Annotated in this window: 15 protein-coding genes and 1 pseudogene; 10 read left to right on the plus strand and 6 right to left on the minus strand. The window is 72.7% G+C overall.

The window, feature by feature from the left end; genetic code table 11:
- The first annotated feature begins 23 nt into the window (after positions 1 to 23).
- The 7 genes and pseudogenes from D476_RS32115 to D476_RS0104580 all read left to right on the plus strand — a co-directional run bounded on the left by D476_RS32115 (position 24) and on the right by D476_RS0104580 (position 7584).
- Positions 24 to 1510, plus strand: a pseudogene (locus D476_RS32115) (CoA-acylating methylmalonate-semialdehyde dehydrogenase).
- Between the two features lie 50 nt (positions 1511 to 1560).
- A complete protein-coding gene (locus tag D476_RS0104555; RefSeq protein WP_017622791.1) occupies positions 1561 to 2481 on the plus strand; it encodes a TIM barrel protein in 921 nt (306 codons plus the stop codon).
- 272 nt (positions 2482 to 2753) lie between these two features.
- Complete coding sequence (locus D476_RS32120; protein ID WP_449289392.1) at positions 2754 to 3686, plus strand: substrate-binding domain-containing protein; 933 nt, start codon at positions 2754 to 2756, stop codon at positions 3684 to 3686.
- Entirely contained in the window at positions 3593 to 4657 is a 1065-nt protein-coding gene (locus tag D476_RS0104565) for an ABC transporter permease (RefSeq protein WP_017622792.1), read from the plus strand. The genes D476_RS32120 and D476_RS0104565 overlap by 94 nt, the downstream gene beginning before the upstream one ends.
- A gap of 5 nt (positions 4658 to 4662) precedes the next feature.
- Positions 4663 to 5562 (plus strand): ATP-binding cassette domain-containing protein, encoded by a 900-nt coding sequence (locus tag D476_RS0104570; RefSeq protein WP_017622793.1) that lies wholly within the window; start codon positions 4663 to 4665, stop codon positions 5560 to 5562.
- 101 nt (positions 5563 to 5663) lie between these two features.
- Positions 5664 to 6668 carry a Gfo/Idh/MocA family protein gene (locus tag D476_RS0104575; RefSeq protein ID WP_017622794.1) on the plus strand — a complete coding sequence of 335 codons (1005 nt, stop codon included), beginning with the start codon at positions 5664 to 5666 and terminating at the stop codon, positions 6666 to 6668.
- A 40-nt stretch (positions 6669 to 6708) separates the two neighbouring features.
- Positions 6709 to 7584 (plus strand): sugar phosphate isomerase/epimerase family protein, encoded by an 876-nt coding sequence (locus D476_RS0104580; RefSeq protein ID WP_017622795.1) that lies wholly within the window; start codon positions 6709 to 6711, stop codon positions 7582 to 7584.
- A 43-nt stretch (positions 7585 to 7627) separates the two neighbouring features.
- Here D476_RS0104580 and D476_RS0104585 read toward each other — a convergent pair whose 3' ends face one another.
- A complete protein-coding gene (locus tag D476_RS0104585; RefSeq protein ID WP_026123237.1) occupies positions 7628 to 8206 on the minus strand; it encodes a Uma2 family endonuclease in 579 nt (192 codons plus the stop codon).
- A gap of 101 nt (positions 8207 to 8307) precedes the next feature.
- Positions 8308 to 10020 carry an ABC-F family ATP-binding cassette domain-containing protein gene (locus tag D476_RS0104590; RefSeq protein ID WP_017622797.1) on the minus strand — a complete coding sequence of 571 codons (1713 nt, stop codon included), beginning with the start codon at positions 10018 to 10020 and terminating at the stop codon, positions 8308 to 8310.
- Between the two features lie 495 nt (positions 10021 to 10515).
- Here D476_RS0104590 and D476_RS0104595 point away from each other — a divergent pair, with 495 nt between their 5' ends.
- The 3 genes from D476_RS0104595 (at position 10516) to D476_RS0104605 (ending at position 12463) form a co-directional block, all read left to right on the plus strand.
- Entirely contained in the window at positions 10516 to 10797 is a 282-nt protein-coding gene (locus tag D476_RS0104595; protein WP_017622798.1) for a hypothetical protein, read from the plus strand.
- Positions 10798 to 10898: 101 nt separating this feature from the next.
- Complete coding sequence (locus tag D476_RS0104600; protein WP_017622799.1) at positions 10899 to 11672, plus strand: SDR family NAD(P)-dependent oxidoreductase; 774 nt, start codon at positions 10899 to 10901, stop codon at positions 11670 to 11672.
- An 8-nt stretch (positions 11673 to 11680) separates the two neighbouring features.
- On the plus strand, positions 11681 to 12463 hold the full coding sequence (locus tag D476_RS0104605) for a crotonase/enoyl-CoA hydratase family protein (RefSeq protein WP_017622800.1): 783 nt from the start codon (positions 11681 to 11683) through the stop codon (positions 12461 to 12463).
- Between the two features lie 417 nt (positions 12464 to 12880).
- Here the strand turns inward: D476_RS0104605 and D476_RS32130 are convergent, their stop codons facing one another.
- The 4 genes from D476_RS32130 to D476_RS0104630 form a co-directional block, all read right to left on the minus strand.
- Positions 12881 to 13594: a GAP family protein gene (locus D476_RS32130; RefSeq protein WP_017622802.1), complete on the minus strand. Its 714-nt coding sequence runs from the start codon at positions 13592 to 13594 to the stop codon at positions 12881 to 12883.
- A 58-nt stretch (positions 13595 to 13652) separates the two neighbouring features.
- On the minus strand, positions 13653 to 16301 hold the full coding sequence (gene lanKC / locus D476_RS0104620; protein ID WP_017622803.1) for a class III lanthionine synthetase LanKC: 2649 nt from the start codon (positions 16299 to 16301) through the stop codon (positions 13653 to 13655).
- Positions 16302 to 16311: 10 nt separating this feature from the next.
- The gene (locus tag D476_RS32135) at positions 16312 to 16938 is read right to left on the minus strand and encodes a flavoprotein (RefSeq protein ID WP_160167433.1); all 627 of its coding nucleotides are present in this window, start codon (positions 16936 to 16938) and stop codon (positions 16312 to 16314) included.
- 82 nt (positions 16939 to 17020) lie between these two features.
- The gene (locus D476_RS0104630) at positions 17021 to 17287 is read right to left on the minus strand and encodes a hypothetical protein (protein WP_017622805.1); all 267 of its coding nucleotides are present in this window, start codon (positions 17285 to 17287) and stop codon (positions 17021 to 17023) included.
- Between the last annotated feature and the right edge of the window lie 71 nt (positions 17288 to 17358).

A 17358-nucleotide genomic window follows, 5' to 3' on the forward strand; every position in this document is an offset into this window, starting at 1 on the left:
CCGTGCCTCTGAAAGGCAAGACCATGGAATACATCCGGCACTGGATCGACGGGGCCGCCACGACCGGGGTCTCCACCCGCACACAGCCCGTGTGGGACCCGGCCACCGGCGCCGAGCAGGCGAAGGTGCTCATGGCCGAGACGGCCGACGTCGACACGGCCGTGGCCGCCGCCGCCAAGGCGTTCGAGACCTGGGGCGAGTCCCCCCTCACCAAGCGTGCCCGCGTCATGTTCCGCCTGCGCGAGCTGCTGGTCGAGCACGAGGACGAGCTGGCCCGCACCATCGCCTCCGAGCACGGCAAGGTCGTCGACGACGCCCGCGGCGAGATCGTCCGCGGCCGCGAGGTCGTCGAGTACGCCTGCGGGATCGTCTCCGCCCTCAAGGGCGGCTACTCCGACCAGATCTCCACGGGCGTCGACGCCTTCGACTTCCGCCAGCCCCTCGGCGTCGTCGCCGGGATCACCCCGTTCAACTTCCCGATCATGGTGCCGCTGTGGATGCACCCGGTCGCCATCGCCTGCGGCAACACCTTCGTGCTCAAGCCCAGCGAGCGCGACCCCTCGGCCTCCAACCTCGTCGCCGAGCTGTACAAGGAGGCCGGGCTGCCCGACGGCGTGTTCAACGTCGTGCACGGCGACAAGACCGCCGTCGACGCGGTGCTCGACCACCCCGGCGTCTCCGCGGTGTCCTTCGTCGGCTCCACCCCGATCGCCAAGTACGTGCACGAGCGCGCCACCGCCTCCGGCAAGCGCGTGCAGGCCCTCGGCGGCGCCAAGAACCACGCGGTCGTGCTGCCCGACGCCGACCTGGACGACGCCGCCTCCCACCTGACCGCCGCCGCCTTCGGCTCGGCCGGGCAGCGGTGCATGGCGATCTCGGTCGCCGTGGCCGTCGGCGAGGCCGCCGACGCACTCGTCGGGGCCCTGGCCGACAAGGCCCGCGCGGTCAAGGTCGGCCCCGGACACGACGCGGGCAACGATATGGGCCCCGTCATCACCGCCGAGGCGCGCGAGCGCGTCGCCTCCTACGTGGCCTCCGGCACCGAGCAGGGCGCGGTCGCCGTCGTCGACGGGCGCGGCCTCAAGGTGGACGGCCACGAGGACGGGTTCTTCATCGGCCCGTCGGTCCTCGACAAGGTCACCGCCGACATGGACGTCTACACCACCGAGGTGTTCGGCCCGCTCCTGGCCGTCGTCCGCGCGGCCGACCTGGACGAGGCCATCGACATCGTCAACGCCAACCCCTACGGCAACGGCACCGCGGTCTTCACCGGCGACGGCGAGGCGGGGCCCCCCCCCCCNGCGTCGGGATGATCGGCGTCAACGTGCCGATCCCGGTGCCCATGGCGCACTACTCCTTCGGCGGGTGGAAGGACTCGCTCTTCGGCGACACCCACATCCACGGGCCCGAGGGCGTGCGCTTCTACACCCGCGCCAAGGCCGTCACCAGCCGGTGGCCGCGCGTCGACCGCTCGGTCCAGGCCGCCTTCAACTTCCCGACCCACGGCTGAGCCCGCCCCGGCCGCCCGCACCCCTTCAGCCACAGCAAAGGACGGCAGCAATGAGCACCGTGAAGGACAAGCTCGTCCTCGGATCCGCCCCCGACTCCTGGGGTGTGTGGTTCCCCGAGGACGAGTACCAGACCCCGTGGAACCGCTTCCTCGACGAGCTGGCCGAGGCCGGTTACGCGTGGGTGGAGCTGGGCCCCTACGGCTACCTGCCCACCGACCCCGACCGGCTCGCCGACGAGGTCGGCAGGCGCGGCCTCAAGGTGTCCGGCGGGACCGTCTTCGGCGCCCTGCACGACGACGACCGGTGGGACGGCATGGTCTCCACGGTGCGCAAGGTCGCCGGGCTGACCCAGGCCATGGGCGCGCACCACCTGGTGTTCATCCCGCCCATGTTCCGTGACGAGAAGACCGGCGGGTTCACCGAGACGCCCGCCCTCGACGACGGGCAGTGGAGGACCCTCTACCGCAACGCCGACCGGCTCGGCCGACTCCTGCTGGAGGAGTACGGGGTGCGGCTGTGCCTGCACTCCCACGCCGACACCCACATCCAGACCCAGCCCGAGATCGAGCGGTTCCTCGACGGCACCGACTCCGCATACGTCTCCCTGTGCCTGGACACCGGCCACGTCGCCTACGGCGGCGGCGACGCGGTCGACCTCATCCGCCGGTACTCCGAGCGCATCGGATACGTGCACATCAAGCAGATGGACCCGGAGGTGCTGCGGCAGAAGGACGCCGAGGAGCTGTCCTTCGGCGAGGCCGTCAAGCGCGGGGTGTGCGTCGAGCCGCCCGCGGGCGAGCCGGTGCCCTCCGAGGTCCTCGACGCCCTGGACGACGTGGACGCGCGCGTGTTCGTCATCGTCGAGCAGGACCTCTACCCGTGCGAGCCCGACGTGCCGCTGCCCATCGCGGTGCGCACCCGCGAGTACCTGAACAGCTGCGGACTCGGCGCCCGCTACCAGCAGGCCTGAGGACCGCACACCGGCCCCGGCCCCGGGCCCGTACATCCCCCATCCGAACGACCGGGACGACCGGACAGCGCCGGCGCCCCAGAAAGGCCCCACCGCAGCACCTTTGACACAGCAGAGCAGAGGTACCAGCAATGAACCGCACCCCTAAGCTCCCCGCCTACCTGGCAGCGGCGTCGGTCCTGGCCCTGGCCGCGGCCGCGTGCAGCTCCGGCGGGGGCGCACAGCAGGAAGAACAGGGCGCCAACGCCGAGGCCGGGGACCTGACGATCGCGATGATCACGCACGAGGTGCCCGGAGACACCTTCTGGGACCGGATCCGCGCCGGTGCCGAGGACTCGGCCGCCAAGCACGGCATCACCCTGGACTACAACTCCGACCCCAGCGCCTCCGAACAGGCGACCCTGGTGCGGACCGCGATCGACAAGGGCGTGGACGGTATCGCCGTCACCCTCGCCAAGCCCGACGAGCTCAAGGGGGCGGTGCAGGAGGCGGAGGACGCCGGGATCCCGGTGGTCGCCTTCAACTCCGGCATCGAGGAGTGGCAGGACATGGGCGTCACCGAGTACTTCGGCACCGACGAGTCCCTGGCCGGGGAGGCCTTCGGTGAACGGCTCAACGAGGTCGAGGCCGAGAAGGCGCTCTGCGTCATCCAGGAGCAGGGCCACGTGGCGTTGGAGACGCGCTGCTCCTCCCTGGAGGAGGCCTTCGACGGCGACACCGAGACCCTCTACGTCGACGGGTCGAGCATGCCCGACGTCAAGTCCTCCATCACCTCCAAGCTCCAGTCCGACGAGGACATCGACCACGTCGTCACCCTGGGCGGCCCCTTCGCCATGGCGGCGCTGGACTCGGTGTCCGACGCCGGGAGCGACGCGAAGGTCGCCACCTTCGACCTGAACAAGGAGGTCGTGGCCTCCATCGAGGACGGCACCATCGAATGGGCCGTCGACCAGCAGCCCTACCTGCAGGGGTACATGTCCGTCGAGGGACTGTGGCTGATCAACGCCAACGGCAACGACATCGGCGGGGGGGCCCCGCCGNCAGCTTCGTGGACGCCGACAACGTCGGCGAGGTCGCCGAGTTCGCCGAGAAGGGAACCCGGTGACGCGCAATGGCGAGCACCCTCGCGCCGCGGCCGGCGCCCGCGGCCACCACTGAGAAGGAGCTGCGGGCCGGGCGCCGCCCGCTGCTCAACCGCCTGCTGAGCCGCCCCGAGCTGGGCTCGCTCATCGGCGCGGTGGCGGTCTTCGCGGTCTTCTTCGCGATGGCCCCCACCTTCCGCCAAGGGGACTCCTTCGCGACCGTGCTGTACGCCGCCTCCGTGGTCGGCATCATGGCGGTCGGCGTCGCGCTGCTGATGATCGGCGGCGAGTTCGACCTGTCCGCCGGTGTCGCGGTGGTGACCGCGGCGCTGACCGCGGGCATGACCGGCTACTACCTGAACCTGAACGTGTGGGCGGCCGCCGGTATCGCGCTGCTGGCGGCCCTGGCCATCGGGTTCGCCAACGGCGCCATCCTGGTCCGCACCAAGCTGCCGAGCTTCCTGGTCACCCTGTCGATGTTCCTGATGCTCCAGGGCCTGAACATCGCCGTGACCAAGCTCGTCACCGGCAGCGTGTCCGGGCCCAACATCTCCGACATGGACGGCTACGCCTCCGCGCGGGCGGTGTTCGCCTCCTTCGTGCCGGTCCCGGTCCTGGGCAGCGTGCGCATCACCGTGATCTGGTGGCTGGTGTTCGTCGCCCTGGCCACCTGGGTGCTGATGCGCACCCGCGTGGGGAACTGGATCTTCGCGGTGGGCGGCAATGTCGAGAGCGCCCGCGCCGTCGGCGTCCCGGTCACCCGGGTCAAGATCGGCCTGTTCATGACCGTGGGCTTCTTCGCCTGGTTCAGCGGCATGCACCTGCTCATGGCCTCCGGGCGCCAGCAGTCCGGCGAGGGCGTGGGCATGGAGCTGCTCTACATCATGGCCGCCGTCGTCGGCGGGTGCCTGCTGACCGGCGGCTTCGGATCCGTCATCGGCGCCGCGATCGGCGCGTTCATCTACGGCATGACCACGATGGGCATCGTCTACGCCGGCTGGGACAACAACTGGGTGATGTTCTTCGTCGGCGCGATGCTGCTGCTGGCCGTGGTCGTCAACGCCTGGGTGCGCCGCCAGGCGAGCAAGAGGTGAGGACCATGACCGACACGACGCGGCCGAGAGCCGCCGACACCGCCGACCCTGCCGCGACGAACGGGGGCGGGGCCGACGCGCCGCTGCTGGAGCTGCGCGGCGTGGGCAAGTCCTTCGGCAACATCAAGGCCCTGACCGGCGTCGACCTGAAGGTCGGCGCGGGCGAGGTCACCTGCATCCTGGGCGACAACGGGGCGGGCAAGTCCACCCTGATCAAGATCCTCGCCGGGCTGCACGCCCCCACCGCCGGGACCTACCGGGTGGACGGGCGGGAGGTCGCCTTCGGCTCGCCCCGCGACGCCCTGGACCACGGCATCGCCACCGTCTACCAGGACCTGGCCATGGTGCCGCTGATGCCGGTGTGGCGGAACTTCTTCCTCGGCTCCGAGATCCGCACGGGGTGGGGCCCACTGTCCCGCCTCGACGTGGCGGCGATGCGCCGCATCGCCGACGAGGAACTGAAGAAGATGGGCATCGACCTGCCCGACATCGACGCCCCGGTGGCCAACCTGTCCGGCGGCCAGAAGCAGGTCGTGGCGATCGCCCGCGCGGTGTACTTCGGCGCCCGCGTGCTGATCCTGGACGAGCCCACCGCCGCGCTCGGCGTCAAGCAGTCCGGGGTGGTGCTGAAGTACATCAGCGCCGCCCGGGAGGCGGGGCTGGGGGTCGTGTTCATCACGCACAACCCGCACCACGCCTTCATGGTCGGCGACCACTTCGTGATCCTGCGGCTCGGCGAGACGGAGCTGGACTCCCCGCGCGCGGAGCTGACCCTGGAGGACCTCACCCACCACATGGCCGGGGGAGCCGAGCTGGACGCCCTGGAGCACGAGCTCGCCCGGGGTGAGGGCCCCGACGGTCGCCCGGCGGTGCCGCACCCGGCGCCGGGCGACGGCGGCCCCTGACCGCTCCCGACCACCCCTGATGTCCCGGCCGGTGCCGCGGCCCCCTCGCGCGGCACCGGCCGGGCCCAGCCCCCACCCCTTCGTCCGGAAGGAACGAGAAGATGACCGTGAACGTCGGCGTCATCGGCGCCGGGATGATCGGCACCGACCACATGCGCAGGCTGGACCGGGTGGTCAGCGGCGCCCGCGTCGCAGCGGTGACCGACATCGACCCCGCGCGGGCCGCCGAGGCGGCCGCCGGTGTCGGTGCCCGCCCCCTGGCCTCCGACGCCGAGGTGATCGCCGACCCGGAGGTGGACGCGGTCCTCGTCGCCTCCTGGGGGCCCGCGCACGCGGCGTCCGTGCTGGCCGCCATCGGGGCGGGCAAGCCGGTGCTGTGCGAGAAGCCGCTGGCCACCACCGCCGAGGACTGCCGCCGCATCATGGAGGCCGAGCGGGAGTACGGCTCTCGGCTGGTCCAGGTGGGTTTCATGCGCCGCTACGACACCGGGTACCGGGCGATGAAGGCGCTCATCGACGAGGGGGCGATCGGTGCCCCGCTGATGGCGCACTGCGCGCACCGCAACCCGACCGTGCCCGAGGCCTACCACTCGGAGATGGCGACCAAGGACACCGCCATCCACGAGATCGACACGCTGCGCTGGCTGCTCGGCGAGGAGCTGGCCACGGCCCAGATCATCCGGCCGCGCCGCACCTCCCGGCGGTTCGCCCACCTGGTGGACCCGCAGATGATGCTCTTCGAGACCGAGTCGGGCGCCCGCATCGACCTGGAGGTCTTCGTCAACTGCCGGTACGGCTACGACATCCGCTGCGAGGTGGTCGGCGAGGAGGGCGCGGTGCGCCTGCCCGAGCCGCAGGAGGCGGTCCTGCACGCGGCCGGGCGCCGAGGGGCGGCCGTGCACCAGGACTGGAAGCAGCGCTTCGGAGCCGCTTTCGACGCCGAGGTGCAGGCATGGGCGGACGCGGTCGCGGCGGGGCGGATCGAGGGGCCGAGCTCCTGGGACGGCTACGCCGCCGCGATGGTCGGCGACGCGGCCGTGCGCTCGCTGGAGACCGGCGAGGTCGTCCCCACGAAGGTGGAGGAGCGCCCGGACTTCTACGCCTGATGCCGACCGTCCTGCCGCCCCATTCGGAAAGGAGCCGACCGTGAAGATCGCGCTCGACCCGTACATGTTCCGCAAGCTGCCCATGGCGGAGATGGTCCGCACGGTCGCCGACATCGGCTACTCCTCCATCGAGCTGTCCCCGCGCGAGGAGTTCATGCCCTTCTTCCTGCACCCCCGCGCCGACGACGAGAGGGTCGCCGAGCTGAAGGGGGTGCTGCGGGAGACGGGCGTGGAGCTGGCCAGCGTGCTCCCGCTGTACAAGTGGTCCAGCCCGGACGAGGAGGAGCGGCGCGCCGCCGTGCGCTACTGGAGGCGCATGATCGAGGTGACCGTCGAGCTGGGATGCACCCTGATGAACTCCGAGTTCAACGGGCGCCCCGAGCGGGCCGCCGAGAGCGAGGCGGCGTTCTGGAGGTCGATGGAGGAGCTGCTCCCGGTGTTCGAGCGCGAGGGGATCGCGCTGAACCTGGAGGCCCACCCCGACGACTTCTGCGAAGTGAACGAGCCCGCTGTGGACCTGGTGCGGGCCATCAACAGGCCGTGGGTGAACTACCTGTACTGCGCCCCGCACACCTTCCACCTGTCGGGCGACGACCCGGGGGCGGACGTGCGGCGGATGATGTCCTACGCCGGGGACAAGCTGAAGCACGTGCACATCGCCGACACCTTCAACCACAAAGGGTCGAGCGGGCTGCGCTACATCCTCAACCCGCCCGGCACCCCCGCCCGGATCCACCAGCACCTGGACATCGGCCAGGGCGAGGTGGACTGGGACGCGTTCTTCGGCACGCTCCGCGACATCGGGTTCGACGGCGTGGCCACCGTGTGCGTGTTCGCCTGGGAGGAGCGCGCCCGCGAGTCGAGCGCGTTCATGCTGGAGCGCGTCACCAAGGAGCTGGGGGCCCTGGTGGCGTAAGGAGGCGGGGCGGACTCCGCTGCCCCGTCCTTCCGCTGCCAGGTCAGAGCCGGTCGACCTCGGTGAGGTCGATGTCGATCGGGAACGGCGTGGCCACCTTCAGCCGGTCATGGTGGATTCCGGTGGGGACATAGGAGGAGACCGCGGGGTCGAGCTCGTACACGTAGACGATGGGCCTTCCGCCGTCCGTCTCCACACGCCAGAAGTGCCGGATGCCTGCGTGCGCGTAGAGCTGCGGCTTGCGTTCGCGGTCCCGGACGCGTGATTCCGGAGATACCACTTCGACGACCAGTTCGACCGAGTCGGCGGGATAGGACGTCTGGTCCTGCTCTGTATCGGCGGAAGCCCGGACCACCATGATGTCGGGTTCCGGCCGTTGGCGCGGCCCGAGAACGGTGGTCATCTCTCGGCGGACTCTGAGATACGCAGGACAGTGCGATCGCAAGCCTGGAACGAGGACGTCGAGTATGAGCGTGTGAAACCTCTTCTGCGGACTCACGAGAACGAGGCTCCCGTCGATGAGCTCCGTGTGCGGCGGCAGGTCGGGAAGCCTGTCGAGGTCTTCGGCGGTGAACCCGTCAGTGGGCGGGATCATCCAGTCGGGGACCGGCTGGGCGCACACAGCCGCCACCTCCTTAGCCATCGGCCTGTGGGTACAGATTAGCCGCAAGCGGCCCAGGCGCTCGGTATCACCGCACATCCCTGGGCCGCTCGCGGGCTCCTTCACCGTCTCGGCGCCCCGTTCTCCAGGTACAGGTGGTCCCCCTCCCAGGTCCGGCGCAGCCACCGGTCGTGGCTGGCGACCGCCACCGCCCCCGGCGCGGTCTTCAGCGCCTCCTCCAACTCCTCGCTCAGCGCCAGGGAGATGTGGTTGGTCGGCTCGTCCAGCAGCAGCACGTGCGGGGCGGCGGCCACCATCAGGGCCAGTGCCAGCCTGCGGCGCTGGCCCACGCTCAGCTCGCCGACGGGGCGCCGGACGTCGCGCCGGGCCATCAGCCCCAGCTCGTCCAACGACGGCGCGTCCGCGATCCTCAAAACCCCCTCCTCGTTCAGCCGGGCGAGCTCCGCGGTGTAGATCTCCCGCGGGGTGCGCTCCGGGTCGGGGAACTCCACGTCCTGCTCCAGCAGCGCCACCCGGGTGCCGCCGCGCACCTCGACGCTGCCCGACACGGGCGCGATGCGCCCGGCCAGGACGTGAAGCAGCGTCGACTTCCCGGCGCCGTTCGGCCCGGTCACCAGCAGCCGCCCGTCGGGGAGCAGGTCGAGGCGGTCGAGACGCAGCCTCCCCGGCACCTCCAGGCCGCGTGCGCTCAGCGCTGGGCCCCCGCCCGCGGTCGCGCCGCCGGTGAGCGTCCCGGAGAACGACAGGGGCTTGGGCGGCCTGCGCACCTGCGTGCTCTCCAGCTCGTCGAGGCGGCGCTGGGCGTTGCGCACCCGGCGCGACAGCTGCTTCTGTACACGCCCTCCCTTGAAGTCGTAGAGCATCTTGCTGTTGTTGCCTATCGGCCGCCCCGGGGCGACCTGGCGTGCGGTCACGTCCACCGACACGCGCAGGGCGCGCAGCTCCTCCTGTTCGTCCCGGAACCGCTGCTCCCACCGCTGGTGGGCCTTGCGCTTCTCCTCCAGGTAGTAGGTGTAGGCCCCGCCGTAGTAGGTGGGCCCCTGCTCGGAGGACGGGTCCAGGTCGAGCAGGCCGGTGCAGACCGCGTCCAGGAAGGCGCGGTCGTGGCTGGCCAGGACCACGGCGCCGGGGAGGTCGGACAGGAACCCCTCCAGGAACGCCACCGCCTCGTCATCGAGGTGGTTGGTCGGCTCGTCCAGGATGAGCGCCTGCGGGCGGCGGATCAGCAGGGCGGCCAGGGCCAGCCTGCTGCGCTGCCCACCGGACATGGCGGAAACGGGCCGGTCGGACTCCACACCGGCCAGGCCGAGCCCGGCGAGCACCAGTTCCGCACGGCGGTCGGCGTCCCAGACGTCCAGGGCCTCCGCGCGTTCCAGCGCCGCCGCGTAGGCCCGCTGGGCCGCGTCGCCGCCGTCCTCCAGCGCCTGGGCGCACGCGGTGAGCTCCCGCTCGGCCGCGTGCGGCTCGGACAGCGCCTCGGCGACCGCCTCCCCCAGGGTGGTGGTCTCGGTGAAGGGCGGCTCCTGGGCGAGGTAGCCGGTGTCGCGGGGCCGGGACACGGCGCCGACGTCGGGGTCGGCGGTCCCGGCCAGCAGGGACAGCAGGGTCGACTTGCCCGCGCCGTTCTCGCCGACCAGCCCGAGGCGCTGCCCCGGGGCGACGTCGAGCCGCAGGCCGTCGAGGACGGGCCGGGTGCCGTAGGCCTTGGACAGGTCGCGGGCGCTCAGCAGCGGGGTCGGGCCCTCGGCCGCGCCCCCCTCTGCGGGGGAGCGGTGGGTGCGGCGGAATCGCGGTTCGGTCGTACGAGAGGTCAAGGCCACCTCCGAGAAAGGTCGGGGCGGGCCGCGGCGCCGGCGTCCATGGGTGCCCGAAGGCGGGCCCAGACGCGCGGAGCGCGCCGGACGCCGTCGTCGAGACCACGCCGGATCAGCAGAGAGCACGTCCCGGACAGGGGACGGGCCGAAACGGACGGGAGGCGCCGGGAGGGGGCCTGCTCCAGCCTCGGAGGGCGAGCGGCCGCGGCTCCCGGCGCGTGGTCTCGACGGTCAGTTACGCATCGCCGGAGACGTTACCCCGGCGCCCGGAGGAGGGCAACGGATTTTTCCGGCCCCGTCCGGTTTTCCCTTGCCGCCCTCCGGCCCACGCCGCGACGGCCTCGGCGGCGGTGCTGCCGCCGAGGCCGTCGAAACCGCCGGAATGGCGGCACTTTCCCCGAGATCGTCGCGGGCGCGTCCGGGCGGATGGCAGGCTGCAGGCAGCGGCCGCCCCGAGGGCGCGGCCGCGCACGGACCCCCTCCCGAGGAGAGAGCATGGCCTGGCCCCCCACGGACCCGCTCGGCAGGATCCTCATGGACCTGGCCGGAGCCAAGGTCGTCGAGTACCACGGCACCGAGCGCACCGACCGCGGCCGGGTGCACCGGATCACCACCGCGCACGGGTACGAGATCGCGCTCGCCGACGACGAGGTGCTGCCCTTCGCGGTCGGCGCGGGCGCCGCCGACTTCAACCGCACGCACGCCTACACGCTCGCCGCCGAGCTGGTCGACGAGGCCGTCTACGAGCGCTGGCAGAGCGGCCTCGACCAGGCGTGACGGCGCCGGTGCGGGGGCGGGCGCGGCCGTCCCGGCGGCCGCGGCAGGAAAACCGAACCCGGTTCTAGTCGTCGGCGGGGCGGGTCTGTAGTGTTCCGCACATGGATCTCAACGGAATTTCCGCCGTCGTCTCCGGCGGTGCGAGCGGGCTCGGGGAAGCGACCGTCCGGCAGCTGGCCGACGCCGGCGCCACCGTCGTGGTGGCCGACCTCAACGCCGAGCGCGGCGAGGCCGTCGCCAAGGAGGTCGGCGGCGTCTTCGCCGCCACGGACGTCTCCGACGAGGAGCAGGTGCAGGCCGCGGTGCAGGCGGCCGTCGACACCGGCCGCCCGCTGCGCGCCGCCGTGGCCTGCGCCGGGATCGGCTGGGCCACCCGCACCGTCAACCGCGAGGGGCAGCCGCACGACCTGGCGAGCTACAAGAAGGTCATCGACGTCAACCTGATCGGCACCTTCAACCTGCTGCGCCTGTCGGCGGCGGCCATGGCCAAGACCGAGCCGGTCAACGAGGACGGCGAGCGCGGCGCCATCGTCAACACCGCCTCCCTCGCCGGGATCGAGGGCCAGATCGGGCAGATCGCCTACTCCTCCTCCAAGGGCGGCGTCATCGGCATGACCCTCCCGGCCGCGCGCGACCTGGCGGCCGTGGGCATCACCGTGAACACCGTGGCCCCCGGCATCCTCGACACCCCCATCTACGGGCAGGGCCCCGAGTCCGAGCAGTTCAAGGAGCGCCTGGCCGCGCCGGTGCCGTTCCCCAAGCGGCTGGGCACCGCCGACGAGTTCGGCCGCCTGGTGCGCTCGCTGCTGGAGATCAGCTACATCAACGGCGAGGTCGTGCGCATCGACGGCGGCCTGCGCATGCCGCCGAAGTAGGAGGGCCGATGGCAGCGGAAGAGGGACGGGGCCCCGAGGTCGCCTTCGAGGCGGCCGACGGCGTCGCCGTGGTCACCATCGACCGGCCCGAGGCCAAGAACGCGGTGAACGCGGCCGTGGCCACGGGCATCGCCGAGGCCCTGGACGAGCTGGACTCCCGCAAGGACCTGACGGTCGGCATCCTGACCGGCGCGGGCGGCACGTTCTGCTCGGGCATGGACCTCAAGGCCTTCATGAAGGGCGAGGTGCCGGTGGTGGAGGGGCGCGGCTTCGCGGGCTTCGCCCAGCGCCCGCCGCGCAAGCCGCTCATCGCCGCGGTGGAGGGCTACGCCCTGGCCGGGGGGTTCGAGGCGGTGCTCGCCTGTGACCTGGTGGTCGCGGCCGAGGACGCGAAGTTCGGCATCCCCGAGGCCAAGCGGGGACTGGTGGCGGCGGGCGGCGGACTGCTGCGGCTGCACCGGCGCATTCCCCGCAACATCGCCATGGAGTTCGCCCTGACCGGCGACTTCGTCGGTGCGCAGCGGATGGCCGAGCTGGGCCTGGTCAACGCGGTCACGCCCGGCGGCGGCGCCCTGGAGGGCGCCCGCGCGCTGGCGGGGCGCATCGCCGAGAACGCGCCGATGGCGGTGCAGGTGTCCAAGGAGGTGATGGCGGCCTCCGACGACTGGTCCACCGAGGAGATGTGGACCCGCCAGGACGCGATCACCGGCCCGGTGTTCGTGAGCCACGACGCCATGGAGGGCGCGGCGGCCTTCGCCGAGAAGCGCAAGCCGAACTGGAAGGGCGAGTAGCCGCAGGTCTTTCGACCCTTTCGGCGGGGGCCGTCCCGGGACGCCGGGGCGGCCCGTCGGCGTCCTCGTGCGGAGGCGGCCGGAGCGGGCGCGGCCCCGGTGGGAGAGACGGGCGGCGGACGGAGCGCGCCGTCCACCCCGGGGCCGCTATTTGGCCTTCACGATGATGACGAGTGCGATCACGACGACGGTGAGGACCAGGCCGAGGGCGCCGATATTGACCTCCCACGGGCCGATGCCCACCGTTGCATCAAGGATTCTGGTCACGTCTTCGTATTCAGGTCCGTGGGGGTCGATGCCGAGGTCGATGCGGGGGTCGGTGTCGGTCCGGAGAGGACAACTATGGAACACCCGGCCGCTTTGCGCATCGTTCCCCGAGAGGATCTCCGTGTCATGAGAAATATGTAGGCGTGCCGTTCAGGCGGCGTCCCTGAGGGCGTCCAGAAACCGCTGGAAGAGCGTGGAGTCCGACAGGAGCAGGAACCCGGCGATCGCGAGCAGCCACGCCGTGTTCTCCTGCGCGTTGTCCCGCAGCCAGGTGTCGACCCGGTCCAGGACCGGGCGCAGCGCCCCGCGCGAGGCCTGGAACAGCAGGGTGGCCAGGAGGGCGGGGGCGACCATGGCCAGGCAGTAGACCGCGAGGACGGGGGCGGCGCCGGCCCCGGTGAGCCCCTGCCCGGACAGGATGTCCATCGCGGCCAGGTAGGGGAACATGGTGGGGACCTCGAGCGCCACGGCGAGGAGCGCCACCGTGAGGACCCCGCCCGCCGAGGCGTCCTCGCCGACCGCGGACTCGCGCCACCGGGTCAGGCGGCCCAGCCCGGAGGCGGGCCGCCTGCGCATCCCGTACCACAGCCCGGCCAGGATGAGCGCGGCCCCGGCCGCCCCGAGCGCCGTGTCGGCGGCCGGTGAGGCCAGCACGTCGCCCAGCGGGTCGCGCAGCCGGTCGACCGCGCCCGTGAGCAGCACGCCGAGCAGCAGGTAGCCGCCGCCGACGAGCGCCAGGTAGAGCAGGACGTTGCCGATCCGGGGGCCCCGGGGGGCCAGCAGGAACCAGACCGGGATCGCCAGCGTGGCGACGCTGACGGTGTCCAGGAGTGCGAGCGGGAGAAGCTGTCCGAGGGTTTCCACGTGGTGCCGTTCCTAGGTCGGGCGGTCCCGCCGGGGCGGGGACGCCCCGGCGGCGGCCTCAAAAGAGCCCGGGCAGCCAGTCGTCGCGGCGGCCGGTGGCGAACGCGACGCCGGTGAGCACCCCGGCGCCGCCGGTCCGCAGGTCGCCGGAGATCCGGAAGTTCCCGGAGCCCGGGTAGTGGAGGCCGCGGCCGTTCGGCCGCAGCTCGTGCAGTCCGAGCCGGTCGGCGTGCCGCCGGACCAGGGGGTCGGCCGACGCGCCGTGGCCGTCCCGCGCGAGCTGGGCCAGCCCCGCGAGGAACCCGGCGCGGCCGCGGAACAGCCCCGCCTGCACCATGAGCTCGGGACCCAGCGCCCGCATCAGGTCCGGCACCGAGGCGCCGCGCGGGCGCCACCCGTCGCGGCGGCCCAGCTCGGCGACGGCGAGCGCCGTGCCGCACGACCCCTCCTCCAGGTAGGCGAGGGTGCGCCTGCCCTGCTCGTTGTACTGCAGCGACCCGTCCGCGCACCGCACGTAGGCGGCCAGTTCGCGCTCCACCAGCTCCCGGGCCGTGTCCACGGCCGAGGGGTCGTCGGCCAGGACCCCGTACCGGTGGGCGGCCAGGCCGACCCCGGCCAGGCCGTGCATCAGCCCGTGGACGGCCCCCGGCCCGCCGTCGGGGGAGTGCGGCCGGGCGGCGAGCCCGTGGGCGCGGTCGGCCAGCTCGGCGCCGATCCGTTCGGCCTCCGCCCGCTCCACGATCGGGTCGGGGCCCACGGCCATCGCGGCGACGGCGAGGAAGATGCCGGCCGTCCCGCCGAACACGCCGGTGCCGCAGCCGGAGCGGTCCTTGGCCAGGGCGGCGTCCACGCACCAGCGGGCGTGGTCGGGCCATCCGGCCCTCCACAGCGCGTAGCCCGCGCCGAGCTCGCTGTCGTACAGCCCGCAGTGCGGCCGGTCCGTCGCGCCGCGGGCGTTGGCGACGGTCCACTCGGCGATCCTGCGCACGAGGCCGGGCTCGTGCACGCCGTCGGTGCCCAGGAGGGACCACAGGACACCGGCGCTCCCGGTGGCCAGCGACACCGGGGACAGCGAGAACCCCGTGGGGTCGCAGGGGAACAGGCGGTCGGTCCTCTCTTCGGACATGGAGGCGCGGAACCCCTCCACGACCTGCCCGGCCCACCCCTCGAACCCGAGGGCGCCGTCGAGGTGGCCGGAGGCCGCCGGGGCCACACCCGCGGCCCCGCCCGTCGTGACCGGAACGGGGTCCGGCGCGGGGGCGGGCGCGGTGTCGGGCGTGCCGGTGAACGCCCGGCGGATCCGCTCCGCCCACGCGGCGGGGAGGTCGAACATCTCCCGGGCGGCCGCCAGGAACGGGGCGAGCTTGGCCGGGTCGAGCCGCAGGAGCGGGGTCAGCGGCAGGTAGCACGACAGCTCCAGCAGGCGCAGCCCGTACTCGTCGCCGTCCCGGCCCTGGCGCCGCACGTCGCTGAAGCCGGGCGCCCCGGGGAACGGCCGCTGCTCGCCCAGGGGGACGCAGGCCTCCAGGTCGATGAGGGTGGCCTCGCCCTCGGGCGAGACCATGATGTTCCCGGGGTGCAGGTCCCCGATGGCGTAGCCGCGCTCCCAGGCCGCCTCCACCGCCCGGGCCACCTGTTCCAGGACCGCCTCGATCCGCTCCCGGTAGTCCTTGGCCTCGGCGGGCGCCGGAGGCGCGAAGGGGTCGGGCCGCAGCAGGTAGGGGTGGTTGGCTGCGGACCACTCCTGGAGGGTCGTGCCGCGGATGTACTCCATGGACGTGAAGACGTGCGACTGCCAGGTGAACCGGTCGTAGACCTCGGGGAAGCCGGGCAGGCCGGACAGGGCGCGCAGGGCCTCGTACTCGCGGTCGGACCGCCGGACGGCGTCGCCGCCGACGAGGTCGAGCCCGGCGTAGGGGCGCGCCTCCTTGAGCACGATCCTGCGCCCCGAGCCCGAGGCGCCCTCCGAGGCGAGGTAGACGCCGCCGCCGTTGCTGAAGTGCAGGGCCTTGTCGATCCGGTAGGGCAGGCGGTCGCCGCCGTCGCGGGATCGCGGGGGCGGCCGGAAGAGGGAGGGGACGCTCACGAAGCCGGGGGCCTTGAACGGCACCGTGCGGGGGTCGGGGACCGGCCGCCCGTCGCCCCCCGTCATCGCCTGGCGGACGCGGCCCCGCTCGTCCCGGCAGTACCGGCGCACGAAGGCGCCGTACCGTGCGTGCACGACGGTGTCCCCCACCCGGGCGTCGGACAGGATCCGCGGCCCCTCGGTCCCGCGTGTGCGCTCCGCCAGCTCGGCCGCCAGCGCGACGGACTCGTGCTCGTCGGCGGGGTAGACCGCGATGCCCTTCCCGCTTCCGGACCGCGCCGCGTACTTGGCGTTGACCAGCCAGGCGTACTCGTACCGGGAGAGGAACTTGAACGGGACGCGCCACTGGTGGCACACCTCGGCGACGGTGTGCAGGAGCGGCTCGAAGGTGTCGGGCGTCACCGAGATGTGCAGCTTCCACCCCTGCTGGGGCAGCGGCCGGTCCTCGGGGCGGCACAGGGTCCAGATCCCGGTGCCCGAGCGCGTCCAGCCCTGGGCGTAGGGCAGGGGGACCGGCCCCTTGCGGACGCGGGTGAAGCGCGGGTCGCCGGGGTCGCACCGCCAGCGGCCGATGTCGTCGTAGAAGTGGGGATCGGCGAAGGTGAAGTAGAAGCGTTCCACACCGGGCTCCTCAGGGGGCGGGGTCCGCGGCGGGGCCGTCCTGCGGGCCGTCCGTCCCCTGCCTGGCCTCTTCAAACGCGCTGACGGCCTCCCACAGGGGCGCGGCGACGTCGGCCTCGCGGTCGACGCTGCTGCTCGCCTTCTTCCGGGTGGGCACCAGCCGGTACCCGGGGACCTCCGCGAGGCGGGCGAGCACGCCGCGCACGATCGGGTTGTCGGCGACGCCCGGGGGCAGGGACGGCGCCAGGACCACGGGGACCTGGGCCCCCAGCGCGGCCAGGGTGAACGGCTTGTCCCCGGACCCCGAGGCGAGTGCGGACAGGAAGGCGACGGAGGCCGGGTAGACGATGATCCCGTCGTGGCCCTCGGCGATGGAGGTGTGCACCGGCCGCAGCCCGTCCGGGGTGGTCCAGGTGTTGGAGACCACCGGCGAACCGGTCAGCGCCGCGAGCGCGGCCGGGCTGACGAACCCCTTCGCGGAGTCGGTGAGCCCGGCGGTCACCGTGTAGTCCGGCCGGTTCGTCGCGAGCCAGTTGAGCCAGAAGGGCAGGTGGGCGGTGGACAGGGTGCCCGTCGCGATGAGGAAGAGGTCGGCCTTGTAGGACCGGGCCTCATCGTCGTGGCGGAATTCGGCCATGCGGTTCTCCATCCGGTCGGCCCGGTCTCCCGGGGTGTTCTGCGACTCCTCTCTCCCGGTGCGGAACCGGCCGCCCCGGGGCTCACCGGTCCCGGTCGTCCCGGCGGTCCCCGGACCCGGACGACCGGCCGCCGAAGCCGATGTCGTCCTTGATGTCCTCGAACAGGGACTTGGGCTTGTGGCCCCGGGACCGGCGGAACTCGTCGCCCAGGTCCAAAACGCCGATCAGGATGAGCAGAAGGCCCAGCGGGCCGCCCTGGAACCAATAGAATTCGAGGTCCCAGAAGAAAATGGAAAGAATCGCGCCGGCGGCCACGAGTGCAAGTCCGATGATCGTCTTGAAGCCCATGGCTCCCCCCTTCGGAATCGTCGTCCACCACTGCCTCCCGCAGCCTAGCGCGGTCCCGGGGGGCGGTGACT

Origin of the sequence: Nocardiopsis chromatogenes YIM 90109 (assembly GCF_000341185.1) — a bacterium.
Taxonomy (GTDB): Bacteria; Actinomycetota; Actinomycetes; order Streptosporangiales; family Streptosporangiaceae; genus Nocardiopsis_A; species Nocardiopsis_A chromatogenes.